At 62.3% G+C, this 25,187-nt stretch carries 19 protein-coding genes; 6 read left to right on the top strand and 13 right to left on the bottom strand.

What is annotated here, in order from left to right:
• Positions 1 to 31 precede the first annotated feature (31 nt).
• From LC531_RS13960 to LC531_RS13900, 13 genes are all read right to left on the bottom strand, one after another.
• Positions 32 to 1,402, bottom strand: a complete 1,371-nt coding sequence (locus LC531_RS13960; RefSeq protein ID WP_223651194.1) for a sigma-54-dependent transcriptional regulator — start codon at positions 1,400 to 1,402, stop codon at positions 32 to 34.
• A 60-nt stretch (positions 1,403 to 1,462) separates the two neighbouring features.
• Positions 1,463 to 2,161, bottom strand: coding sequence for a head GIN domain-containing protein (locus LC531_RS13955; RefSeq protein ID WP_223651192.1), 699 nt, complete (start codon positions 2,159 to 2,161; stop codon positions 1,463 to 1,465).
• 112 nt (positions 2,162 to 2,273) lie between these two features.
• Complete coding sequence (locus LC531_RS13950) at positions 2,274 to 2,951, bottom strand: head GIN domain-containing protein (protein ID WP_223651190.1); 678 nt, start codon at positions 2,949 to 2,951, stop codon at positions 2,274 to 2,276.
• 228 nt (positions 2,952 to 3,179) lie between these two features.
• Positions 3,180 to 4,370, bottom strand: coding sequence for an ABC transporter permease (locus tag LC531_RS13945; protein ID WP_223651188.1), 1,191 nt, complete (start codon positions 4,368 to 4,370; stop codon positions 3,180 to 3,182).
• Positions 4,367 to 5,620: an ABC transporter permease gene (locus LC531_RS13940; protein WP_223651186.1), complete on the bottom strand. Its 1,254-nt coding sequence runs from the start codon at positions 5,618 to 5,620 to the stop codon at positions 4,367 to 4,369. The genes LC531_RS13945 and LC531_RS13940 overlap by 4 nt, the downstream gene beginning before the upstream one ends.
• 142 nt (positions 5,621 to 5,762) lie before the next feature.
• Positions 5,763 to 6,461, bottom strand: coding sequence for an ABC transporter ATP-binding protein (locus LC531_RS13935; RefSeq protein ID WP_223651184.1), 699 nt, complete (start codon positions 6,459 to 6,461; stop codon positions 5,763 to 5,765).
• Positions 6,462 to 6,598: 137 nt separating this feature from the next.
• Positions 6,599 to 8,134, bottom strand: coding sequence for a TolC family protein (locus LC531_RS13930; RefSeq protein WP_223651182.1), 1,536 nt, complete (start codon positions 8,132 to 8,134; stop codon positions 6,599 to 6,601).
• An 83-nt stretch (positions 8,135 to 8,217) separates the two neighbouring features.
• On the bottom strand, positions 8,218 to 9,465 hold the full coding sequence (locus tag LC531_RS13925) for an efflux RND transporter periplasmic adaptor subunit (protein ID WP_223651180.1): 1,248 nt from the start codon (positions 9,463 to 9,465) through the stop codon (positions 8,218 to 8,220).
• A 165-nt stretch (positions 9,466 to 9,630) separates the two neighbouring features.
• A complete protein-coding gene (locus LC531_RS13920; protein ID WP_223651178.1) occupies positions 9,631 to 10,569 on the bottom strand; it encodes an SGNH/GDSL hydrolase family protein in 939 nt (312 codons plus the stop codon).
• A 103-nt stretch (positions 10,570 to 10,672) separates the two neighbouring features.
• On the bottom strand, positions 10,673 to 11,290 hold the full coding sequence (locus LC531_RS13915) for a hypothetical protein (RefSeq protein ID WP_223651177.1): 618 nt from the start codon (positions 11,288 to 11,290) through the stop codon (positions 10,673 to 10,675).
• A gap of 40 nt (positions 11,291 to 11,330) precedes the next feature.
• A complete protein-coding gene (locus LC531_RS13910) occupies positions 11,331 to 12,623 on the bottom strand; it encodes a glycoside hydrolase family 5 protein (RefSeq protein ID WP_223651175.1) in 1,293 nt (430 codons plus the stop codon).
• A 509-nt stretch (positions 12,624 to 13,132) separates the two neighbouring features.
• Positions 13,133 to 15,493 (bottom strand): glycoside hydrolase family 3 N-terminal domain-containing protein, encoded by a 2,361-nt coding sequence (locus tag LC531_RS13905; RefSeq protein ID WP_223651173.1) that lies wholly within the window; start codon positions 15,491 to 15,493, stop codon positions 13,133 to 13,135.
• A gap of 188 nt (positions 15,494 to 15,681) precedes the next feature.
• Positions 15,682 to 17,088: a glycoside hydrolase family 30 protein gene (locus LC531_RS13900; protein ID WP_223651171.1), complete on the bottom strand. Its 1,407-nt coding sequence runs from the start codon at positions 17,086 to 17,088 to the stop codon at positions 15,682 to 15,684.
• Between the two features lie 507 nt (positions 17,089 to 17,595).
• Between LC531_RS13900 and mraZ the strand changes: the two genes are divergently transcribed.
• The 6 genes from mraZ to mraY all read left to right on the top strand — a co-directional run bounded on the left by mraZ (position 17,596) and on the right by mraY (position 25,182).
• The gene (mraZ, locus tag LC531_RS13895) at positions 17,596 to 18,078 is read left to right on the top strand and encodes a division/cell wall cluster transcriptional repressor MraZ (protein WP_223651169.1); all 483 of its coding nucleotides are present in this window, start codon (positions 17,596 to 17,598) and stop codon (positions 18,076 to 18,078) included.
• On the top strand, positions 18,075 to 19,016 hold the full coding sequence (gene rsmH / locus LC531_RS13890) for a 16S rRNA (cytosine(1402)-N(4))-methyltransferase RsmH (protein WP_223651167.1): 942 nt from the start codon (positions 18,075 to 18,077) through the stop codon (positions 19,014 to 19,016). Before mraZ ends, rsmH begins: the two co-directional genes overlap by 4 nt.
• A gap of 4 nt (positions 19,017 to 19,020) precedes the next feature.
• Complete coding sequence (locus tag LC531_RS13885; RefSeq protein ID WP_223651165.1) at positions 19,021 to 19,956, top strand: FtsL-like putative cell division protein; 936 nt, start codon at positions 19,021 to 19,023, stop codon at positions 19,954 to 19,956.
• A complete protein-coding gene (locus tag LC531_RS13880) occupies positions 19,940 to 22,426 on the top strand; it encodes a penicillin-binding protein (protein ID WP_223651163.1) in 2,487 nt (828 codons plus the stop codon). The genes LC531_RS13885 and LC531_RS13880 overlap by 17 nt, the downstream gene beginning before the upstream one ends.
• A complete protein-coding gene (locus tag LC531_RS13875) occupies positions 22,423 to 23,895 on the top strand; it encodes a UDP-N-acetylmuramoyl-L-alanyl-D-glutamate--2,6-diaminopimelate ligase (protein ID WP_223651161.1) in 1,473 nt (490 codons plus the stop codon). Before LC531_RS13880 ends, LC531_RS13875 begins: the two co-directional genes overlap by 4 nt.
• 66 nt (positions 23,896 to 23,961) lie before the next feature.
• On the top strand, positions 23,962 to 25,182 hold the full coding sequence (gene mraY / locus LC531_RS13870) for a phospho-N-acetylmuramoyl-pentapeptide-transferase (protein ID WP_223651160.1): 1,221 nt from the start codon (positions 23,962 to 23,964) through the stop codon (positions 25,180 to 25,182).
• The last annotated feature ends 5 nt before the right edge of the window (positions 25,183 to 25,187 follow it).

Genomic DNA, 25,187 nt, shown 5'->3' with positions numbered 1-25,187 from the left:
AACGATGCGGCAGCGGACTACAAAGTCCGCGCTACAACTCACTATACGGAATCCCAAACTTATCCAACCGCCGATACAACGCTCCCCGACTCAGCCCCAATGCCCGCGCCACGCGGCTCAAATTGCCCTGGTAGTGGGCCACGCTCTGGCGTATCATCTGCTCTTCCAGCGCCTCCAGGGTCATGGTGCCGGGGGCGGGCAGCTCGGCCGGCGCGAGGGGGGTAGGGCGGGCAGTGGGCACCTGAAAGTCGCTGGGCGTCAGCTCGTCGTGGGGGGCGGTGAGGGCGGCGCGCTCCACCAGGTTTTTCAGCTCGCGGATGTTGCCGGGCAGCGGCTGCTCTCGCAGCCAGTGGGCGGCGGCCGGGCTCAGGCGCAGGCCGGGGCGCTGGTAGGTAGCCTGCAACTTGGCCACGAAGTGCCGGGCTAGCGGCCCAATATCCGAGGCCCGCTCGCGCAGGGGGGGTAGGCGCAGGGTGATGAGGTTGAGGCGGTAAAACAGGTCTTCGCGGAAGCGGCCCTGGGCCACTAGCTCGGCCAGGTTCTTATTAGTAGCGGCCACCACGCGCAGGTCGAGGCGACGGGGGCGCGAGTCGCCGAGCACCTCGTAGGTGCGGTCTTGCAGCACGCGCAGTAGCTTCACCTGGCTGGCTAGCTCCAATTCGCCGATTTCATCCAGAAAAATGGTGCCGCCGTTGGCCAGCTCGAAGCGGCCCACCCGGTCGGCGCGGGCATCGGTGAAGGCCCCGCGCCGGTGCCCGAACAGCTCACTTTCAAACAACGAAGAAGAAATGCCGCCCAGGTTCACCTTCACGAAGGGGCCGCCGCGCCGGCGGCTGTTCTGGTGCAGCGCCTCGGCAATAAGCTCCTTGCCGGTGCCGCTCTCGCCCTCAATCAGCACCGAGGCGTCGGTGGCGGCCACCTGGCCCACCTGCCGCAGCACGGCCAGCAGCTGCGGGTCATCGCCAATAATATGCTGAAAATCAAACTGCTTATCGAGCGCTTGGCGGTCCGCCGGGGGGGTAGGGCCGGCCGGCGCAGCCAGCTGCAACGTAGTGGCGATGGTCTGGAGCAGCGCCTCGTTCTGCCAGGGCTTGGTCACGAATTCGGCAGCGCCAGCCTTCATGCCCGCCACCGCCAGCGCAATGCTACCCCAGCCCGTGAGCAGCACCACGGGCACCAGCGGTGCTAATGCCTTCAGTTCGGCCAGCAGTGCCAGGCCATCGGCCCCGCTGGTAGCGGCCGAAAAATTCATGTCGAGCAGCACCAAATCGGGTGCCGCCGCACGCACGGCGGCCACTGCCTCGGCGGGGTCGGCTACGGCCGTGGTGGCGTAGCTGGCCTGCTTAAGCAGCAGCCGCAAGGAAGTGCGAATGGCGAGGTCGTCGTCAATTATTAAAATCATAGGCAGTTATCGCCGTGAAAAGACAATGAGCCGTTTGTCATTGCCTCCCTACCCCTATCTCTACTGGCCGCTCACGCCGCCGCCGCTGCTGGTGTGTTTAGTAAGCTGGGGGTTGCCGCGGTAGCTGATGCTGCCGCCGCTACTGGCCTGGGCCACGAGGTCGTCCTTCACGGCCACCGTAATGGAGCTGCCGCTGCTGGCTTCGGCGCGGCAATGTTCGGTTTGCAGGTCTTTGGCATCGAACGAAGCGCCGCTGCTGCTCTGGATATCGAGGCTGGTGGCGTGGCCGCGTACGTCGGCGGTGCTGCCGCTGCTCTGGCGCACGGTGAGCGTAGTGGTGGCCAGGTCGGTTTTCACAGTGGCTCCCGACGAGATATCGAGCTTGAACTCGGCCGCGTCGAAATCGCCCGTCGTGCGCACCTCCGAGCCGCTGTGGGCCGAGAGGGCGGTGAGCTCGTCGGCTGTCACGGCCACGCGCAGGTGCTTGTTGGTGCGGTCGCGGTTGAAGCGGTCGTCGGGGTTTTTATAGCGCAGCGTGAGCACGCCGTCGTTTACCACGGTTTCAATGCGGTCGCGGTACTCGGTAGTGGCGGCACTCACCTCCACGCGCTGGCTGCGGCCGGCCGTGAGGTCCAGCTCGATGCCGGTGCCCACGTTAATGGCGTGGAAAGTGGGCACCGCGCGCGTTTGGGCGCTTTGGGCAAAAGCGGGCGCCAGGGCGGCCAGCGACAGCAGGGTAGGAAGCAGCAGGTTTTTCATCAGAAATAGCTCAGAAAGAGGGTGAAAAAAAGATGTAGTTAAATAAGCAAGGGCAGTTAGCAGAAGACGTCTGTCATTGCCGCGCTGCGCTCGCAATGACAGACGTCTTCTGCTAACTGCCCTTGATGGTGCTGCCACCATTGGCTTGCTTCGTCACCTGCGGCGAGCCGTGATACTTGATGCTGGACCCGCCGTCGGCGGTGGCCGTGAGGCTGTCTTTCGTGTTGAGCCGCACGATGCTACCGCCGTTGGCCTGCGCCTGGCAGGTGGTAGTTGCCAGGTCGTTGCCGCTAAAGACGGAGCCGCCGTTTACGTCCAGCAGCAGCTTGGCCACCTGGCCGTTGAGGGTCACCACGCTGCCGCCGTGCTGGCGCACCGTTAGGTCGCTGATGGCCAGGTCGGCGCGCACGGCGGCCCCCGACGAGGCGTCGAGCACGAACGTGGACGCGGCGAATGCGCCGCGGGCTGTCACGGCTGCGCCGCTGCTTGCAGTGAGGGCCGTAAGCTGGTCGGCCGTGACGGCCACGCGCAAGTGCTGGCTCCGCACGTTGCCATTGGGGTGCTCGAAGCGCAGCACCAGCGTGCCGTCCTCCACAGTAGTGGTCAGGTACTGGGCTAGCTCGGCCGGCTCGGTGCTCACCTCCACCCGCTGGGCAGCGCCCGCCGTGAGGGTCAGCTCGATGCCGCCGCTCACCTTAATGGTGTGAAACGCCGGCACGGTCCGCGTTTGGGCTAGCGCCGACCCCAGGGCCAGCAGCGAAAGAAGGGCGGAAAGCAGCAGGTTTTTCATGAGATTAGTAAGGTGATGAGTTAGAAAATTAGTGAATTAGCGAGCGTTTGGGGTGGATACCGGGGCGGGTGGGCGTTCGTTACGAGGGTAGGGAAAAATAAAACCGAGTCGGTAAGGGGCTGACTGGTTGGCGGGTGAGATGCGGCAAAGGTGCCGCCCGTTGCCCGGCCGGTGCAAGAAGATTATCCCAACCCGCCCAAACCTTACCCCAACGCTCGCCCTACCCCCTCACTCCTCGCGCAAGGCCACGGCCGGCTGAATGCCTGCCGCCAGCCGGCTGGGGTAGAGCGCGCAGGCCGCCGCCAGCAGGTAGAGGCCGCCCGCCGCCAGCGCCATCGCGGTGCCATACACGCCGGCCTGCACATTAAACACGCCCAGCAGCGGAAACTGCACCGCCACCAGCAGCCCTAGCGCCAGCCCAAAGGTGGTGAGCACCAGAATCTCACCCACAATCTGCCGGCTGATGGCCGCGCCCGAGGCGCCCATTGCGCGGCGCACGCCCAGCTCGCCGCGCCGCTGGTTGATGTTGAGCCACAGCACGCCAAACAGGCCCAGGGCCACATTCACAATAAGGAAAATGCACACTACGCCCAGAATGGCTGGCGGCGTTAATTTTATTTTTAACTTCGCTATTCGCATTTCGGTTAGGTAATCAATACTGCTATGCCAAAGCGGATTGATGGCACGGATATCGTCGCCGATTTTCTTCTCCAGTAATGCGCCGGACCCTGGTTGGACCCGCATCACCAACTTAAACCAAGCCCGTGTAGTATCCTGCGGGCCTACATAACGGAACAGGCCCGCTTTAGGCTCGTCTAGCTCGCCGTCGGCCCGGTAGGGGCCGCTTACGCCCACGATGCGCCAGCGCTCGTCGCCGCTGCGCACTACCTGCCCTAGGGCCGCCTGACCTGGCTCAAAAAGCTGCTCGCGCAATTGCTCGTTGATGACGATGGGAACAGGATTGGCTACTTCATCGCGGCGGTCAAACCAGCGGCCTTCGCGCAGCTGCACATCCATTATAGCACGTAGCTCGGGGCCAGCACTGTAAATATTTGCGTCACCTGCCGACCGCTTGGCGGGGCCTTCACCGTATTCCAGTCCAGTAGTGTTATTGCTGAAGGCGAACGGCACGTTGTCGTTGCTGCGCGATACGCCCACTACGCCCGGTGTGCTGCGCAGTTGCGCCAGCACTTGCTGCAAGGTGCCAAATTGTTCGGCGCGGGGCTGAGTGCCGGGACTAAGGTCAATTTGCCACACGTTTTTATAGGTGAAGCCCATCGGTGACCGGTAATTATTCCAATAGTACACGCCCACGCTGCCTACTGCAAAGAGCACTATGAAAGCCAGAAAAATTTCCAGGGTCAGCAAGGCATTAGCCCGCTTGCGGTTCCATATTAGGGTAAACAGGTGGCGTATCATGCGGCAAGGTCTCCTTTTAAAGCCTTTACGGCGTGCAACTTCGACATTTTATAAGCCGGGTAAGCGCCCGACAGGATTCCGAAAAACAGGGCTACGCCCAGCGCCGCCCCAAACACTCGTCCATTTAATCCAAATGAGGCGTAGGGCACCAGGTGGCTGCTATTGAGCAGCGCCAATACCCCGGCCGCCAGCCCCAAACCCAGTCCCGCCCCCAGCAGCGTCAGGGAGATGTTTTCGACCAGAAACTGCCCCACCAGTTGCCTACCCGTGGCTCCGAAGGCCTTGCGCACGCCAATCTCGGAGGAGCGCTCCAGCGTGCGGCTCACGTTGATGTTAATCAGGTTGAGGGCCGGCAACAGCAAAAACAGCAGTCCTAGTCCCACCACTACCCGCAGAAACGGCCCGGCCGCGCCCTCCACTTCGGTAGCATTTTCATTGCTGCCCAGCGACGACGCCAGCAGCGTTTGGGCCCGCGAGTTTACTTTGCTGTAGCGCTTGGGGTCGGGCAGCGGTACGCGGTTGATAACCTGTAAGTACTCCTCCTTAATGAGCGGCACGTCGGCCGGGCGGCGGGCCAGTACGATGGCCTGGTACTTCCCCAAATACTCGGAGTCGCGTAAGTTGTCGGCGGTGGCCGAGATGGGCTGCCACAGTTCGGCGTAGCTATGCAGGCGCACCAACGATACGTCGCGCACCACGCCTACTACCCGATAGGGCACCGCATCGAGCACCATCTCGCGCCCCGCCACGCCCGCCGCAGTGCCGAAGTAGCGCCGGGCCGTAGTTTCACTTACTACCGCTACGTGGGCTCCATCCTGTACTTCGCGCTGGTTATAGGGGCGACCCTCCAAGAAGTCGAAATCCAACACTTGCCAAAATGCGCCATCTGTGCGCTTACGGTCAAGTTTCAGCACTTGCTGCCCTACGTAGGCCACAGCCGTACCCCAGTTGCTTTGGCTGATAGACACTTTTTCGGGCGTATGCAGCGGGCGGGCGTACCGGTCTAGAAAAGCATAGCCCATGCTGCTGTTACTAGTGCCGCCGTCGCGATACAGCAGCTGTATTCGGTTGATAAACAATAGCCGGTCGCTGCGTAGCTCAGGCCGGTGCGGCCCAGCGGCAAAATCTATCAACGCATACACCACCAGCAGAATCATCAGCGTGAAGCTGATGCCAAACAGGCTGATGGCGGTGAAGAACTTGCGCCGCAAGAGGACTTTCCAGGCAATTTTGAGGTAGGATAGGAGCATAGCAGAGAGATTGAAAATTTTCGTCCGTCATGCTGAGCTTGTCGAAGCATCTCACGCCGTTAGAATTACTAACCCTGACGGCGTGGTAGAGATGCTTCTACAAGCTCAGCATGACGTTCTTATTTGTTGGTTCAGTAGCTGCTCACGCCACTTGTCTTCCGTCGAAAAACCGGATGAGGCGCTGGGTTTTCAGGGCCTGCTGCTCGTCGTGGGTGACCATGACGAGGGTGGTGCCCTGGTCGCGGTTGAGGCCCAGCAGCAGGGCCATTATTTCCTCGCCCATCACCGAGTCGAGGTTGCCGGTGGGCTCGTCGGCCAGGATGATTTCGGGCGCGCCGGCCAGGGCGCGGGCAATGGCCACGCGCTGCCGCTGCCCCCCGCTGAGTTGCGCCGGGAAGTGGCCGGTGCGCGCATTGAGGCCCACCTGGTCGAGGGCGGCTAGGGCGCGGCGGCGGCGCTCGGCGCCGCCTACCCCCGGCCGGTAGAGCAACGGCAACTCCACGTTGTCGCGCACCGAGAGGTCGTTTATCAGGTGGTAGCTCTGAAAAACGAAGCCGATTTTGTGGTTGCGCAGGCCCGCCAGTTCCTTATCGGAATACGAGGTTACGGCCCGCCCATCAATCTCAATGGTGCCGCTGCTAGGCTCATCGAGCAGGCCCATCAGGCTGAGTAACGTCGATTTGCCGCAGCCGCTGGGCCCCATCACCGACACAAACTCGCCGCGCTGAATAGAGATATTAACCTGGCTCAGGGCCACGGTTTCGATGGTTTTGGTCTGGTAGACTTTTTCGATGCCAGTAAGCTGGATGACGGGCGGCGCGGAGGGGGTAGGGAGGGACATGGGGCAAGAAGCTAAAAAGGAGTGGCAAAGGCAGTAGCGCGAAGTTTCTACTTCGTGCGCGAGCGCAGCGAGCAGGGGGGCCGGGCGGCGCAAACGATGATGCTCGCTGCGCTCGCGCACGAAGTGGAAACTTCGCGCTACTGCGCGGCCAGCGGCTGCTGGGTTTCAAAGTCAAATAACGTGAGACCGCGCAGGCGATAATACCCCACCCAGCCCGCGCGCAGGGCCAGAATGTAGCCGCGCCGCGCCAGGTCCTTGGCGGCCGAGGCCAGCGTTAAATCGGTGAGACTGAGGCGGCCGGCCTCATAGGTGGCGCGGGTGATGGCGTAGCGGCGCTGGGCCAGCGTATCGGCGCGGGCGGCCAGGCGGGTTTGGCTGGCCAGGGCCGGCACCTGGGCGGCCTGCGTGAGCACGGTTTGCTCGAAGCTGCGCTGGTCCTGGCTCACGGCGGCCTGGGTTTGGTCGCGCGCCAACTCGGCGGTGCGGATGGTGGCGCGGCGCCTCCCCCAGTCCACGAGGGGTAGGGAGAAAGCCAGCGCCACCTGCTGCTGGTTTTGCAGGGCGCGGTAGCTGTCAGTTAGTTGCGGGGCCTGGTTTACGTAGCCGAGGTTGGCGGTGAGGGTAGCCAGCAGGCCGGTGGTGCCGCGCGCCTGGGCCACGTCGCGGGCCGCTTGCAGCTGGCGGCGGGCCAGGGCCAGCACCGCCACCCGGTGCTGCTGGGCCTGGGCCAGCGCCTCGGCGGGCACTACGGCCAGGGTAGGCGCGGGGGTCGGCACGGCCAGTGGCGCGGCTCCGGCGGTGGGGTCGGGGGTAGGGAGGGCGCAGTAGGTACGCAGGCTCACGGTGGCGGTTTCGGCGTCGAGCAGCGCCTGAGCCTGGGCCTGCTGGGCGTTCAGCAGGTTGAGTTCTAATTGCAATAAGTCGCTTTCCGAGAGGCGGCCCAGTTGGTATTTCTCCCTACCCACCCGCAGCAGCTCGGCGGTGGCCTGGGCGTTTTGGCCGGCCACGGCGGCGTTTACCTGCTGCAACAGCACGTCGAAATACAGTTCCGTCACGCGCTGCGCGATGGCCTCGCGGTCCTCCAGATACTGGCGCTGGCTTTCCTGGTAGAGCAGCGGTGCGATGCGGCTGTCCCACTTCAGGGCGTTGAAGTAGCCCAGCGGCTGGGTCAGGCCCAGGGTAAAGGGCTGGTTGTTATAGCGTTTCTCGGTTCGGATAAAATCATCGAACCGCTGCACTTGCGAGCCCACCACCACCTGCGCGCCGGTGAGGCCGATGTTCTGCGTCAGGTTCACGGCCAGCAGCGAGTTGTTGTAGCGCACCGACTGAAACGCGGTCGTGCCATCGGGCTGCACCACCGGAATAATGGCCCGGTTGAAGCTCGGCACCACGCCTTGCAGCGCCAGCTGCGGCCGGTAGCTGGCCTGGTAGGCGCGGTAGGCCCAGTAGCCGCCCTCGCGGGCGGCGCGGGCTTGCAGGCCGGGCGCGGCGGTGGTGAGGGTTTGTTGAATGAGGTCGGGGAGGGTGAGGGTTTGGGCAGGGGCGATGAGGGGTAGGAGGAGCAGGAGTAAGGCCGCCCGCCGTGCGCAGCTCCACCCCCGACCCCTCCCCTGCGGGGGAGGGGAGCCGGACGATTGCTGATGGCACGGTAATTTTTTACGGACGAGAAACACGGCGGTAATTTTTAATAAGTTTTAGATGAAGGCTCGTCAGGCTCTCCCTCCCCCGCAGGGAAGGGGGCCGGAAGTGTATGGGGCTACTCCACCTGCAATTCCGGCGTGTCCACAAACCCCTTGGTATCCGACACAATCACCTCCTCACCCTTCGTCAAGCCTCTCAGCACCTGCACGTAATCGGTGTTGCTATCGCCAAAATGCACCACCCTGCGCCCGGCCCTACCCCCCGCCAGCACGAACACCGGCTGCTCCTGGCCGCCCTGGTAGAAGGGGCCGTTGTGGAGGCGCAGCACGCCGCGGTGGGCGCGGGTTATCACGAACACGTCGGCGCGCAGATTGGCGCGCAGGGCCGGGTGGTGGTCGTTGGCGAGGGTAGCGTAAAAGGTCACTACCCCCTTGTCCACGGCCGGGCTGATGCTGGCCACGGTGCCGCGCAGGTCGGTGCCGGGGCCGAGGCGCACCAGCACGGCATCGCCGGGGTGCAGCTGGTCGGCGTAGCTATCGGCGAGCGTGGCGCGCACGCGGTAGCGGCTGAGGTCGGCTACCCGCGCCAGGGCGTCGCCGGCCTGCACGGTGGCCCCGAGGTTGTCATTTACCCAAGTGAGCACGCCAGGCAGCTGGCTGCTGATGTCGGCCTGGCGTAGCTTGCCGGCCTGCTCCTGGATGCTGCGCTGCTGCATCGACACGGTATAGCCCAGCTCGCGGCGGTCAGCCTGGCTGGCCAGGCGCTGGTTGGCCAGCTGTTGGCGCAGGCGCTGGGCTTCGAGGCGGGCGGTGCGCAGGTTCAATTCGGCCTGGCGCACGGCCTCGGCGGTGCCGCCCCCAATGGCTAGCAGGTGCTGCTCATCGCGCAACGCCGATTCCAGGCTGCTCACCTTCAAATCCTGGCTCTGCTGCTGGGCCGCCAGGTCGGTGAGGCTGCGGTCCAGCGTGAGCTGTAGTTGCGAGTTCTTATTCTGGTTGCGCAGCTGCTCATCGTCGAGCTTGGCCAGCGCCGAGGCGGCCAGGTCTTTGTCCAATTCCAGGATGAGCTGGCCCGGCCGCACCCGTGCGCCCACCGCCAGCACCACCCGCCGCACTGTGCTCGGGATGGGACTGGTAATGACCACCTCCCGCGCCGGAATAATGGTGCCGGCGGCGGTGAGCGTGGCGTCCACGTCACCGGTTTCGACACGGGCCGTGAGGATATCACCCCGCCGCAGGCTGGGCTGCAACGCGGCCCGCAGCCCCCACCCGGCCGCCAGCAGCGCGGCCAGCGCCGCCACGCCGAGCAGCCAGGTGCGCAGCCGGCGGCGGCGCTGGGTAGCGGTGTCAATAATTCTGTCCATGAGCGGGCAAGTAGCAAGGTAGTTCTCCCTACTAAAGCCAAGCTCCGTGCCAGCAAAATAACTACTTATTAATCAATAAATTAATTCACTATACAAGCCGAAACATCCAGCGAAATGCGTCCATTACCGGGCAGTGTGTCCATTGCCGGACAGTCGCGGCCGGCCCTACCCCTTGCGCCCGGCCCGCACCTGCTCGTAGGCTATTTTTTGCAGCCGCACGGCCACCTCGGGCGCGATGCCCAGGGCGGCGGCGGCCTGCTCCTGCGCGCCCAACTTGCGGGGGTCGTAGCCCGTTACTTCAGCCAGCACCACGCAGGCGTTGAGGTAGGCACCGTAGGCGCTGGGGTGGTAGTGGTCGCGGCCCCAGAGGTCCACTTTACCGGGCTCGGCGTCGTCGTAGGGGTTGGGGTCGGCCAGGCCCTGGCGCACGGCGCGCAGCCAGGCATCGCCGGCCGGTGCCACGCCCGCAAAGCCGTGGTCCTGCGCCGCTTCCTGGTAGTAGGCCCGGTGCAGGTCGGTCGTCATCGAGTCGAGGGGTAGGCCGGTGTAATTTTTGTCGGCGGGATAGGTGAGGTCGGCCCGCGCCCAGGTTTCGTAGAGGTATATTTTGGCCTTTGGATTCACCTCGTGCACGGCCTGCTCCAGCTTGGTGGCGTAGGTGAAAAATCGCGCGGGCTGGCCGCCGTGGCGCATGGGCACCGGTCCGGTACTGTAGTCGTGCATAATCACCCGGTCCCACTTGGGCTGCTTAATCACGGCCAGCGCGCTGTCGTAATGAAACTGCAAGGTCTGCCCGCTGATGGCCTCCAGGTGTACTTCGTAGTTCAGCCCTACCTCGTCAGTCAGCTTCTTGAAAATGCCCGGAATACCGCCCCAGGGCCCATCGGCGTGCTCGCGCCCGCTGCGCGGCCCGGTGGGCTTAAAGTTTTCGTCGGTCACGGCCGCTGTGTTGTAGCTCAGCACCGGCTCAAAAGCCCCGTGAAAAAAGCTGTTGCCCACGAAGAGAATAACTGTGGGCTTCGGGGCTGCCTGGGCCGCGGCCGGGGGGGTAGGGGCGGCCAGTAAAAGGGCCGAAGCGAAGTAAACAAGCAGGTTAGCTTTCATAAGCAGGGGTAGAAAGAGGAAACTCTTAACGGGATTCTTGCAGAATAGTCGCGTTTATGCCAATGCTGAACAGGTTGGTTTTGCGCCAGGGGGTAGTAGGGCTCTACTGCCAGGGCACCGCCCCCCGGCTGGTGCCCCGCGGCGGAATGTTACAGTTGGTACTGTCGCCGGGCAGGTCAATTTCGTAGCTCGGCCCCGGTACCATCGCCGCCGAAAAGGCCAGCGTATCCGGCCCCTGCGCCCGCAGTATTTCGAGTGCCACCACCGCGTCGCCCTTGAGCCAGACGTGGGATGGCCGCAGGTCGAGCACCACCCGGTTGGCCAGGTCGGCCCGCGCCAGCCGTACGGCCACCGGCCGCAGCAGCAGCGCCGCCCCCGGAAATCCTTGGTCCACGCCATACACCTGCACCCGTAAAAACAGGCTGTCGTAGCTGCACGCCGCTGCGTGAAACGAAACTGCCTCTAACCAGCCCGGCCGCTGCAACGAAAGGAGCTGGCCGAATTGATTGCCGGGCGTATTGTAGTCGGGCCAAAAAAACGTCTGCCGCGAATCACTCGAATTGCCCACTACCCGCCGTCGTAGGTGCGCCGCCGTCACGCGCACCGCATCCAGCGGCACCGGGCGCTCAATAGCGTGCGTGGCTGCCGGGGCCACCTGGGCACCCGCCAGCCGCACCGCGCAAAAGCCCCCCGCGAGCAATAACAACGGGCACCAGCGCATGGGGTAAGGACTAAATGTAGCTGAGGAAGGACGACGAAAATTACTTCAATTCCGCCTTCAGCGCGGCAATCACCTCCGGGTTCAGTACGCAATTCTGGAATTTGATATTTTCCAAAATAACCGGCAAATCGGCGGCCGACTTCACATCGACCGGGTAGGGCAGCCTGATGCGCAGCAGCGCCGCAATTGGCTTGTCGCTAAAGCGCTTGTAGGTCCAGTTGCACCAGCCGATGCCCACGCTGTTGAGGTTACGGGCAGCCTCGCCCATCCACTGCGCGCTGTTTTCGCCGGTTTCGCCCACCCACACCGGTACGTTTTGCGCCGCCCGAAAGCGCAGCAAATTGCCAATGGCCCCGAGCTGGTTAGCGTCAGGGTTGCTGGCGTCCACGGCATTACTGAGCGGATATTTGGGCAAAATGCTGTACCGGTGCGCGTTATACACCAGGTTCTCCTGGTGCGTGAAGGTCTTTTTCTCGATAGAATTATAGTTGTTGCCGTAGCCATTGCCCTCCAGCAGCAGCAGGTGCTGGTCGCCCTGGGCGCGCACCGTGTTGATGAGCTTCTCAAACATGGCCTGGATGGGCGGGTTGCCGCCGGGCACGTTATTAGGCTCATTGATAAGGTCGTACATGGCAATGCGGCCGTCGTTTTTATAGCGCCGGGCCAACGTGGCCCACAGCCCATTGGTCATTTCCTGGTACACCGGCTCGTTCCAGAAGTCGTTGGGCTGCAAGGCATCGGCGATGTTCGAGTCGGTACCCTGCGCGCCCGGTGCGGCGTGCAAATCCAGCACCACGTATAGCTTATTGGCCGCGCACCAGACCAGCGTCTGGTCAATAATCCGAATGGCTTCGAGCCGGGCCGGCTCCTTAAACAGCTCGCCTTTCTGCTGCCATTCCTTTAGCTTCGCCACGTAATCAGCATACGGCACCGTTCCCCGAATCACGCCGTTGCGCACCGCCCGCTGCGCCGGGGTCAGAAACAGGTCGTAGTGCAGGGGTAGGCGAATACAGTTAAAGCCCTGTTGCGCAATAAAATCAATATCGGCCTTCGTGATAAAATTGTCCCGGTACTGCTGGTAGAATTTTTCCACCGCCGCGTCGCTCAGCCCCGCCGCGTACAGCACTTTTTTCACCGAACCCTGGGTGCCGCCGTAGCCGGGCTTCATCATGTATCCTTCCTGCAACAGCCAGCCGCCCAGGTTCATGCCGCGCAGCAGCACCTCGCGGTGCTGGGCATCCACGATTTTGGGGCCTTCGGCACGCAGTAGGGGCGCCTGCTGCGCGTGGGCTAGGCTAGCTAGGCTGAGCAACGCGACAAGGGTGATTTTCATGTAAAAGCTCTTTTATAAGTAATCATTTTTTTTGTTCTTTGATAAAAATAATCATTCCCCCAGGGTCATCAGGTAAGAGCTTTATAAGGACTGTGTCTCCGATAATGCTTCGGTATTTTATTCCGCTCGTGTAATTTTTATAAATTACGTTTTTGTATTTATATGTTATATCAGTAATGTATCCTCTTGCGAAAGTCACCGATGTCACTTGAGCTGGAACTAGCACACCGTACAACGATAAAGACCTTTTTATTCGGAATTCATAGACGTTGTACAGAATAGAGCTAAAGACTACTAGCAGTATCGTGAGTTTAGCGTTTCGAGGTAAGTTTTTTATAAAATTCACACTGTGAAACTGTTTAGAAAATCGCCAAAAATCAATTAGGCCGTCATGCTGAGCTTGTCGAAGCATCTCTACCACGCCGTTGGATTAGTAGTCTAACGGCGTGGTAGAGATGCTTCGACAAGCTCAGCATGACGGCCCTTGGGTTACGTGTTTATTATTGCCTCTACTGCAGCGTAATCCGCTTAGTCAAGTCCCCCACGCGCAGCTCAAACTCGCCGGGCTCCAGCACCGGCTGGCCGGTGGGGCCGGAGTAGCCCAGCTCGCGCATGGGTAGGGTAAAGGTCACGGTCCGGGTCTCGCCGGGCTTTAGGGAAAGCTTATCGAAGCGGCGCAGGCGGCGCATATCGGGCGCTATCTGGCTGGCGGCCAGGTCTGAGGAGTAGAGGTGCACGGCTTCCTTACCCTCGCGCTGGCCGGTGTTCGTTACCTGCACCGTCACGGTCACCTGGTCGGCGGCTGCAAAAGTGGTTTTGTCCACCGTTAAATTACTGTATTTGAAGGTAGTGTAGCTCAGGCCTTCGCCAAAGCGGTACTGCGGGTTGAAGTCGGCCGCGTAGTCATACGAGCCCGCGGCGGCTTTTTGCTCCTCCGAATACTTGTGGATGTAGCCCACCAGCGAGTTGGGGTAGCGGGGGTAGGTATAAGGCAATTTGCCCGACGGGTTTACATCGCCCCACAGAATATCGGCCAGCGCGTCGCCGCCAAAATTGCTGGGCAAATACGTCTGCACCACCGCCTTCATGCCCGGCTCGAAGCGGCTGATGAGGCGCGGCCGGCCCTCGTTTAGCACCAGCACCACGGGTTTGCCGGTGGCGGCCAGGCGCTGGGCCAGCTGGGTTTGCAGGTCGCTCAGGTACAAGTCGTTGAGGTCGCCGGGTTTTTCGGCGTAGCTGTTTTCACCCAGGCACAGCAGCACCACGTCGGCCTGCGCGGCGGCGGCCACGGCCTCCTCCAGGTGGTCGGCCTGCTCGTCGTAGTACTTGGCGTTGGGGCCGGTGCCGTAGCTCACGCCGGGCACGTATTGCACGTTGGCGGCCCCGATTTTATGCTGCACTGCCTCCAGAATCGTGTTGTACTGGCTCGTAAATTCCTCCGCCTTGGCACCCTGCCACGAGTAGCTCCAGCCGCCGTTGAGCGTGCGCATCGAGTTGGCGTTGGGGCCGGTCACGAGCACCTTCGTCGTTTTGGCGAGGGGTAAGAGATTGTCCTGGTTTTTGAGCAGCGTAATGGCCTCGGCCGCCGTCTGGTACGAAGCGCGGGTAAACTCGGCGCTGCCGAAAAGCGGGTAGTCCTTGGGATTCGTGACGGGGCGCTCAAACAAGCCCAGCTCCACTTTCACGCGCAAAATGCGGCGCACGGCGTCGTCCACGCGGCTCTGGGGCACCTGGCCCTCTTGCACCAGCTCGGTGAGGCCCTTGCAGAAGGCTTCGTACTGATACGGCACCATCGACATATCAATGCCCGCATTAATGGCCATTTTAATGGCTTCCTTGGGCGAGGCGGCGAGGTGGTCGCGGGAAAAGAGGTTTTCAATATCCTGCCAGTCGGTCACTAATAGGCCCTTAAAGCCCATTTTTTCCTTCACCAGCGTGGTCAGCAGGGCGTGGTTGGCGTGCATCGGTACCCCGTTTATCAGCCCCGAATTTATCATCATGGTATGAGCCCCAGCCTCGATGGCGGCCTTGAAAGCGGGCCAATGGTACTCCATCAGCGATTCGTCCGAGATGCTGGCATTCGTGCGGTCCTTGCCCGACATCGGCACTTGGTAGCCCATAAAGTGCTTGATGCTGGCTGCCACGTGCACCGGATTGCCGATGTCGTTGGCCTCGCCCTCGTAGCCCTTCACGATTTGGCGGCCCATCTCGGCCCCCAAATACGGGTCTTCGCCAAACGTTTCCCAGAGCCGCGGCGAGCGCGGGTCGGAGCCCAGGTCCAGTACCGGCGAAAAGGCCCACGGAATGCTGCTGGCCCGCGTTTCGTAGGCCGTAATCTCGGCCCCGCGCCGCACCAGCGCCCGGTTGCGGCTAGCCGCCTGTGCTATTTCCTGCGGAAAAAAAGTGGCCCCGGTGGTGTAGGTTTCGCCATGAATGGCGTCGATACCATACAGCATCGGAATCTTGAGGCGGTCCTGCGCGGCCACGGCCTGCATCTGCTGCTGCAAGGCGTACCACACGGCCGGCGTGCACGCCCGGTCATCGGTCGAGTTAATAATGGAGCCCACGTGGTAGGTCACCAGCGCATCGCGCAGCCGGCTGTCATCGAGGCCAAAGGGCGAGTCGCTGGCGTAGCGGCTCTTGCCCTTGGCCACCACGGCTAGCGTTATCTGGGTCATCTGGCCCACTTTTTCGGCCAGCGTCATCTGGCTCAGCAGGGCCTCCACGCGGCGGTCCACCTCGGCGGGGGGGGTAGGGACGTAGGCGCGGGTCTTGGCGGGCCGGGCGGCTTTGGGGGCTTTTTGGGCGTGCGTGGCGCAGGTGCCGGCCAGTAGCAGCGCGGCCAGGCCCAGGGTGCGGGAAGGAAACATGAAATAGGGCTAAAACAAGAAATATGTTTAGCTGGTAAAGAACGGCAGCGCGGCGGCGTGCGGAGTAATTGGTTTTTGGCAAAGGTTAGTTATGGGGCGGAGGAGCGGCGAAGCGGCCGCGCCGACTACTTCAGTATAGATACCGGCAGCCAAGTACCGCTTCAAAGCCTTCGCCCGCCACCCAAACACTACCACACGTAGGTGCCCACGGCCCCGGCCGGCAGCGTCGCCGCCACGGCCCGCCCTTGGTAGCGCAGGCCAAAGGTTTGGGGCGTTGGCCGGGCGTTGAGCACCAGCACCACGTGCCCGTCGGCGGGCGTGCGGTAGGCCACGTTGGGTAGTTCTGCCGGGCTGCTGGAGCCGATGCGCACCGCGCCCGGCCGCACCCATTTGCTGCTGTGGGCCACCAGGTAATAGGCTACATTGCGCGTCACCTGGTCGCCGGGGGCCAGCGTGAGCGCGCCCAGGCACTCGGTGCAGCCGCCGGGCGTGTAGGGTTTTTGCTGCGGGTCGGCGGCCAGGTTCCACTCCAGCACAGTGCGGGCCCAGTTGCGCGGCGCGCCGATAAATAGGGTTTTGGTGTGCCAGTCGAGGTTGCCTGCAAAGTCGGTTTTCGCGCCTACCCACTGCTCCGTGAAGTAGATATTCTTCTTCGGAAAAGCGTCGTGCACCTGGCTCAGCGCCTCAATGGCCCCGGCGTAGAGGTGAAAGGCCGAGCCATCCACGTAGGGGTAGGCCGCCGCGCTGCCGAGCACCGTGAGCGGGTAGTCGGGCCGGTCGGCGTTGTGGTCGTAGCAGATAATCTTGGTTTTCAGCCCCGCCGCCTTGATGGCCGGCCCCAGGTACCGGCCAATAAATTCGGCCTCCGCTTCGGCCGGCAGCAGCAGGCTGGGGTTGTTGCCGGGGTGCAGCGGCTCGTTCTGGGGCGTGATGGCCGCCACGGTAATGCCGCGGGCCTGCATGGCTTGCAGGTATTTCACAAAATACTGCGCATACGCGCCATAGTACTCCGGCCGGAGGCTACCCCCCTTGCTGGCCTCGTTGGTCTTCATCCAGGCGGGCGGGCTCCAGGGCGAGCCCAGCAGCTGGAGGGTAGGATTAATAGTCAGAATCTCCTTCAACACTGGAAGCAGGTACTTTTCATCCGGGGCCAGGCTGAAGCGCGCCAGCGTGGGGTCGGTCTGGCCCGCCGGCAGGTCGTCGTAGCTGAACACCGTCGCGTCGAGGTCCGAAGCCCCGATACTCAGGCGCAAATAGCTCACGCCGATGTCAGTGGGCCCGGTGCCGAACAGCTCGCGCAGCAGCTTCGCCCGCGCCGGGGCACTCATGGCGGCCAGCAGCTCGGCGCTGCCCCCGGTGAGACAGTAGCCGAAGCCAGCCATCGTCTGGTAGGTCTGGCTATCGTCTACCTCAATCACGGCCCCGGCCGGGGGGGTAGGGCCAAACTGGAGGGCACCCGGCTGCCGGCGCAGTAGCTGCTGCTGGTCGGGGGTAGTGACCCAGGCCTGCACGTGGCCCGCGCGCTGGGCCTGGGCCGGTAGCAAGCCAATCGCTGAGCAGGCAGCCAATAGCCAGTAGAACGAAGCGCTTTTCATGGGTGGGAGGGGGTAGGGTAGGAGATGGATGATTCCTAAACGGCTGCCTCCTCCCGAAGGAGACGTGCGGCTGTATCGGGCGAAAAGTACTTAAAAACGGGTAGCCACGGCCGCTTGCGCTGGCTGACTACCGTGGGGTAGCGGCCTGCCCGCCCACCACGCGCAATGAAGCGCGGAAATACGGGGCGTATCAGCTAAGCCTGGCATAGCCCCGCCCTGCAACCAGCAAGCTGTTAGGATGAATCGTTCAATTTTTGCAACATTGCTTCGTAAAAAATAAAAATTTCAGACATTGAATTCCTCGCCGCTAACCGGGACCAAAATGGCATCCTAGCCTGGATTTTAAGTGAGTAACATTGTTGCATAAAGATTAAAAATGCCCACTATAGCCAGAAAATGGCCTTTTAGCTGCGTGGTAGAAAGTGGTAGAAAGTGGTGAGTTTTTTAAAACAACTCGTACTTTTGCTAGCCTAGTAGCGGTGCTGCCCTGCCCTACCTGCCCTATCCATGCACCAGCTTCTCTCCGGCGAATACGACTGCAAGCTCGACCCCAAAGGTCGGCTGGTGCTACCTGCCAAGGTGAAAGCGGCGCTGCCCGATGCCTACGCCAACCAGCTGGTGCTGGTGCGCGGCTTCGAGCCCTGCCTGGTGCTCTACCCGCGCTCGGCCTGGGAGTTAATTCACGCTAAAGTGATGGCCCTGGACGAATTCAACGAGGAATACCGGCAGTTTCAGCGCAATTTTTTCCGGGGCATGACGGAGGTGGAACTGGACAGCATCGGGCGCTTTGGCCTGCCGGGCTCCATGCGCCGCTACGCCGGCCTCGAAAAGGACGCCGTGATTGTGGGCCTCGGCAACCGCTGCGAAGTGTGGGACCCCACCCGCTACGACGAATATCTGATAAAAGACCAGCAGGCGTTCTCCAAACTGGCCCAAAAGTTCTTGTCGGACACCCCCGAAACGCCGGCGCTACCCGGCCTGGCCGCATGAGCACCCGCCCCAACGATACCGCCTACCATCGCCCGGTGATGCTGGCCGAATGCCTGGCTGGCCTCGACCTAGTTCCCGGTGGCCGGTACGTGGACGTTACGTTTGGCGGCGGCGGCCACTCGGCGCGCATCCTGGAGCAATTTGCTGAGGGTCATTTGTATAGTTTCGACCAGGATGAGGCCGCCGAGCGCGAGGCTGCCGAGCTGGCCAGCCCGCAGTTTACGTTTATCCGGGCCAATTTTCGGCACCTCACGGCCGAGCTGGCCCGGCGCGAGGCCCTGCCCGTGGATGGCCTGCTGGCCGATTTGGGGGTGTCGTCGCACCAGTTCGACACGGCCGCGCGGGGCTTCAGCACCCGCTTCGACGGGCCGCTGGATATGCGCATGGACCCGCAGGATGGCACCGTGGCTACCGCCGCCGACGTGCTCAACGACTACGACGAGGCCGCGCTGCACCGCATTTTTGGCATGTACGGCGAGGTCACCAACGCCCGCACCCTGGCCGCGACCGTGGTGCAGGCCCGCCGCCAGCGCCCGCTGCGCACTATTCAGGAACTGAAGCACGCCATCCAGCCGGTGGTAGCGCGCGGTAAGGAGAATAAATACCTGGCGCAAGTGTTTCAGGCGCTGCGGATTGAGGTGAATGATGAGCTGACGGCTTTGCAAGAGATGCTGACTCAAACTGCCCAGGTGCTACGCCCCGGCGGCCGCTTGGTAGTGATGAGCTATCACTCGCTGGAAGACCGGCTGGTGAAAAATTTCCTGAGTCAGGGCAAGTTTTTCGGCCAGGCCGAAAAGGATTTGTACGGCCGCGTAAGCCTGCCTTTCGAGGCGCTCACGCGCAAGCCAGTAGAGGCTTCGGCCGACGAAATAACCCACAACAGCCGCGCCCGCAGCGCCAAGCTGCGCATTGGCGTCCGAACCTCTATTCCCGCGTAAGCTCATGGCCGGTAACACGATACGTCCCGTAGCGGCTGGTCCGCCCCGCGCCAATACCGTGCGTGCCCCCCGCGCGCCCGAGCCCGTGAACGAGACCCCGCCGGCCGTAGCTGCCGCGCCGCCCGTGGCCGCGCCTACCCCCCCGCCGGCCCCCGAACCCATACCGCCTACCCCCCCCAAAGCCCGCAAGCCCGCCGCGCCGGCACCCGCGTTTACGACCCCCGCCTGGGAGCCGGCCGAGGGCCGCACTGCTACTGGCTGGAGCCTGTTTTCGCTGCTCGACCGCTTCACGGGCCTCGATGGGTTGTTTCGTGAAGGCCTGCCGGTGCGCTTCCTGCCCAAGCTGCTCTTCGTGATGCTGCTCACGCTATTCTACATCGGCAACACGCACTACGGCAACCGTATGAATCGCAACATTCAGCGGCTCAAGCAGGAAACCGAGGATTTGCGCGCCGATTATACCACCCTGAAATCGGATTACATGGAGGCCAGCAAGCAGAGCGAGGTGGCCCGCAAGGTGGCCGCCATCGGGCTGGTCGAAAGCTCGTCGCCGCCCTTCCGCATTGCGGTGCCGGCTGGCCGCCTCGATGAGGCCGAGCTGGAAACCATGCCCGTGCTCACCGCCGATACCCTGACCGCCCGCGCCGCCCGCGACTCGGTAGCCTCGGCCCGCGCCGACTCTATACAGGGCCGGGCGCGCCGCCAGCAGCTGGGCCTACCCACCGACGACGAGGCTTTGGAGCTGGGCGCGCCGCCGCCCGGCCTGGCTCCCGAAGACGCGCCTACCCCTACTACGAACGACAAAGGCGTGCATAGCAATGCCCTAGGTAGCAGAGATGGGGTGCCAGGCAAGGTTATTAGTACAAAAAAGCACAAAGTAGCCCAAGGGAAATCTGGGCAGGTCGCCGCTAAAAAATCTACTCATGAAAAGCAGCGTTAAGAAATCCATTGTGACGCGGGTGCGGCTCGCGTTTCTGGGGGTAGCGCTATTCTCGTGCGCGGTGGCCTGGAAAATCTCGCGCATTCAGTACCAGGAGGGGGCCAAGTGGCGCGCCCTGGAGCAGGAGCGCCGCATTAGCTACCAGCCGGTGCCGGCCACGCGGGGCAACATCTATTCGGATAACGAGAGCATTATGGCGACCTCGCTGCCCTTCTACCGGGTAGCCTGGGACCCCGGCGTGGTCGATGATGCCGCATTTACTGCTAATGTCGATTCGCTGGCCTGGCACCTGGCGCACTTTTTTCAGGACCGCAGCGTGCAGGAGTACCGGCGCAAGCTGCTGGAAGCGCACAACGACCACGATGTGCGCTACATTCGGCTGAACTCGCGGCAGATTAATTTCCAGGAAAAGAAGGAGCTGGCGAGTTGGCCCATCTTCCGGGCCAAGCGCCGGGGCGGGGCCATTTTTGAGAAAGTGGACAAGCGCTTCCGGCCCTTCGGGGGGCTGGCCCAACGCACGGTAGGCTTCGTGAACGAGGACAAGAACGGCGCGGGCCTGGAATTCACCTTCCAGCAAAAGCTGGCGGGCAAGGCTGGCGAGGCGCTGTTTGAGCGCGTGCCGGGGGGCTTTAAGCCAGTGTACGACGGCACCGAAATCAAGCCCCAGCCGGGCTACGACGTGAAAACGACGCTCGATATCAACCTGCAAGACGGGGCCGAGGATGCGCTCTATAAATCGCTGGTGGCTAACGATGCCAAGTATGGCTGCGTGATTCTGATGGAGGTGAAAACCGGCGAAATCAAGGCCGTGGCCAACCTCGGCCGCGCCGCCGATGGCACGTACAAGGAGGACTACAACTACGCCTTTGCCGACCAGGGCCGCACCGAGCCGGGCTCGACCTTTAAGCTGGCCTCGATGATGGCCGTGCTGGAAGCCGACCCCAATTTGCAGCTCGACGATATGGTGGACACCGGCCCCGGTCGCATGCTCATTGGCGGGGCCGTGAAGACGGACTCGCATGCCAACGGCCGCATTACGGTGCAGCAAGTGTTTGAAAAATCGAGCAACATTGGGGTGGCGCGGCTGGTGCAGGAGCACTTTGCCGGCAACCCGTCGCGCTACACCGACTACCTCAAGAAATTTGGCCTCGACAAGCCGCTGGGCTTTCAGATGAGCGGCGAGGCCCTCCCCTACGTGAAAGACCCCAAGGACCGTAGCTGGAGCCGCACTTCGCTCTCCACGATGAGTATCGGCTACGAGCTGAAGCTGGCCCCACTGCAAACGCTGGCCTTCTACAACGCTGTGGCCAACGGCGGCGTGAAGGTGGCACCCATGATTGTGAAGGAAATCAAGCAGGCCGACCAAGTGGTAGAGCACTTCGACACGCAGGTGCTGAACCCCAAAATCTGCTCCGATGCCACGCTGCGCAAGCTGCACGCCATGATGGAGGGGGTAGTACTGCAAGGCACCGCCAAGGCTATTCGGCCCAAGGATTATAGCATCGCGGGCAAGACGGGCACGGCCTGGAAGTTCAAGAATGGCCAGTATACCAAGACGTATTCGACCAGCTTCTGCGGCTTCTTTCCGGCTGATAAGCCTAAGTATAGCTGCATTGTGGTGATTGACTCGCCGAGCAAAGGCCGCATCTACGGCGGCGACGTGGCCGCGCCGGTATTCCGCGACCTGGCCGACCGCTGCATGGCCCGCGACCAGGCCAGCCAGCGGCCCATGCTGGCGCGGGTGCCCGCCCGGCGCTCGCCGGTACCGCTGGTGCGGGCCGGCTTGCAGCAGGAAATCGCGCTGGTGTGCGACCGCATCGGCCTACCCGGCCAGACCCACGCCACCGGCGGCGAAGAATGGGTGCGGGCCACCCGCGCGGTTGACACGGCCTTTGTGGCCCGCACCGTGGCCCTGCGCCCCGATGCCAGCGTGGCTCACCCCGGTCGCATGCCCGACGCACGCGGCCTCACCCTGCGTGACGCGCTATTTCTGCTCGAAAACCGGGGCATCAAGGTGGAGGCCAGCGGCACTGGCCGCGTGCGCGAGCAGTCGGTAGCGCCCGGCGACCCGGCCCGCCGCGGCTTGGTTGTGAGCCTAGTGCTAACGCCCACCGCCGCCCCCACCGCCGCCCCGCTGGCCCTACCCGCGCCCCTGCACACCGAGATTGAGGAGAATACGCTGCTCATTCCGGCCGAAGTTAGCCGCCCTGGTAAAGCGGCTAAGTCAACGACGAAGCCCAGTGCAGCCAAACTAGCTCCTAAGCCGGCCGCCAAAGAGAAAGCAACGGCCCCTACCCCCCCTTCCAAGCCCGAAGCCAAGCCTAAAAAAACGAGCACCAACAAGCCCGAAATCCGCACGACTCAGCGAACTTCTGCGCCTTCCTCCGCGCCCGCTGCGGGAACCGACGCCAGAACGAAAGCCAAGACGAAAATGGCCGCTTCACCTGCCAAAATCAAGAAAGCCGCATGAGCGTCCTCCCCCTCTTTGCGCTGCTCGCCGAAACCAACGTGCTGACCCAGCACGGCAACCCCGACGTGCCCGTGGCCGGCCTCACCCTCGACTCGCGCCAGGCCGGGCCGGGAATGCTGTTCTGCGCCCTGCGCGGCACCGCCACCGATGGACATAAGTTCATCGGGCAGGCCGTGCAGCAGGGGGTAGGGGTCATAATTTGCGAAGAGTTGCCTGCCGAGCTGAATCCCGCTACCACCTACGTGCAGGTGGCCGACTCGGCCGCCGCGCTCGGGCCCATTGCCAGCGCATTCTACGGTCACCCCTCGCGCCAGCTCGTGCTGGTAGGCATCACCGGCACCAACGGCAAAACCACCTGCGCTACCCTGCTGCACAAGCTGCTACGCGAGCTGGGCTACCACGCCGGCTTGCTGAGCACGGTGCAGAACCAGATTGACGAAACCGTCATGGCCAGCACCCACACCACGCCCGATGCCATCCGCCTCAACGAGCTGCTGGCCAAGATGGTGGCTGCCGGCTGCACCCACGCCTGCATGGAGGTGAGCAGCCACGCCGTGGCCCAGCACCGGGTAGGCGGGCTGCGCTTTGCGGGCGGCCTCTTCACCAACCTCACCCACGACCATCTCGACTATCACGGCACGTTTGATAACTACCTGAAGGCCAAAAAAGGCTTTTTCGACGCGCTGCCCCGCACCGCCTTCGCCCTCACCAACGCCGACGACAAGCGCGGGCCGGTGATGCTGCAAAACACGGCTGCCCGCCGCGCCACCTACTCGCTGCGCTCGGCCGCCGACTTCCGCGCCCGGCTGATAGCCAACGAGATGCACGGCCTGCTGCTCGAAATAGACGACCGCGAGGTGCATTTCCGGCTCATCGGCGTCTTCAATGCCTACAACCTGCTGGCCGTGTACGGCGCAGCCGTGCTGCTGGGCGAGGACCCGACCGAGGCGCTGACTATTCTCTCGGGCCTGACTACCGCGCCCGGCCGCTTTGAGCCGGTGACCGTGCCGGGCCAGTCCATCGCGGGCCTCGTGGACTATGCCCACACGCCCGACGCGCTCGAAAACGTGCTCCAAACCCTGCACCAGACGCGCCGGCCCGAGCAGCGCATCATCACGGTGGTGGGCTGCGGCGGCAACCGCGACGCCACCAAGCGCCCCATCATGGCCCGGCTCGCCGCCCAGCTTTCGGACGAGGTAATCCTGACCTCCGACAACCCGCGCGACGAGGACCCGCTCGACATTCTGCGTCAGATGGAGGCTGGCCTCCTACCCCCCACCGACGCCCACACCCAAACTATTGCCGACCGCCGCGCCGCCATTCGGGCCGCCGTGGCCCTGGCACGCCCCACCGACTTGGTGTTAGTAGCCGGCAAAGGCCATGAGACTTACCAGGAAGTCAAAGGCGTGAAAACGCATTTTGATGACCGGGAAGAATTACGCGCAGCTTTGCTTGAAATTAAAAATTAAAAAATTATGAGCCGTTCGTCATTGCGAGCCTGCGAAGTAATGACGAACGGCTCATAATTCAACAAGATGCTCTACTACCTCTTTCGCTACCTGCACGAACACTACCACCTGCCCGGCGCGGGCGTGTTTCAGTACACGACCTTTCGGGCGGCGCTTTCGGTTATTGTGTCGCTGCTTATCGCTCAGTTTTTTGGGGGCCGGCTCATCCGCGTGCTGCAAAAAAAGCAAGTGGGCGAAACCATCCGCGACCTCGGCTTGCAGGGGCAGAACGAGAAAAAAGGCACGCCCACGATGGGCGGCCTCATCATTCTGCTGGCCATTTTGGTGCCGGTGCTACTCTTTGCTCGGCTGCGCAATATCTACATTATCCTGATGCTGCTCAGCACGGTCTGGCTGGGTTTAATTGGGTTTCTGGACGACTACATCAAGGTTTTTCGCAAGAATAAAGAGGGCTTGAGCGGGCGATTTAAGGTGCTGGGGCAGATTGGTTTAGGCCTCACGGTGGGCTGGGTACTCTACTACAGCAATGAGGTGACGGTGCGCGAATACCTGCTGCCCAACGGCCAGTACTCGGCTATCGACGCCAGCAAGGTCTGGAAGGACGTGCACCTAACCATTACCACGGTGCCGTTTATGAAAAACAATGAGCTGAATTACAGCGACTTGTTTTCCAACGCACAGTTCGTATTCAAGCAGTTTTACGGGTTGCTTTACGTTCCGCTGGTCATTCTCATTATCACGGCCGTGAGCAACGGTGCCAATATTACCGACGGCCTCGACGGGCTAGCAGCTGGTACCTCGGCTATCATTGGCGTCACGCTAGCCATTCTAGCGTTCGTGAGTGGTAATGCTTTGCTAGCTGATTACCTGGATGTTATGTTTATTCCCGATTCGGGCGAATTGGTGGTTTTTTGTACGGCTTTCGTAGGGGCGTGCATCGGGTTTTTGTGGTATAATTCCTACCCCGCGCAGGTCTTTATGGGTGATACGGGCTCGCTAGCGCTGGGCGGCATTATCGCGGTACTGGCGCTGGCTGTGCGTAAGGAACTATTAATTCCAGTTTTATGCGGCGTATTTCTAATTGAAAATCTGTCGGTTATCGTGCAGGTGAGCTGGTTTAAGTACACCCGGCGCAAATATGGCGAGGGCCGCCGCCTGCTGCGCATGTCGCCGCTGCACCACCACTACCAAAAAATGGGCTACCACGAATCCAAGATTGTATCGCGATTTTGGATTGTAGGTATTATGCTGGCCGTCATTACGTTGGTTACCTTGAAATTGCGTTAAGCCAT

The sequence above is a fragment of the Hymenobacter psoromatis genome (assembly GCF_020012125.1).
Lineage (GTDB): Bacteria > Bacteroidota > Bacteroidia > Cytophagales > Hymenobacteraceae > Hymenobacter > Hymenobacter psoromatis.
This window is presented reverse-complemented; position numbering and strand designations above follow the sequence as displayed.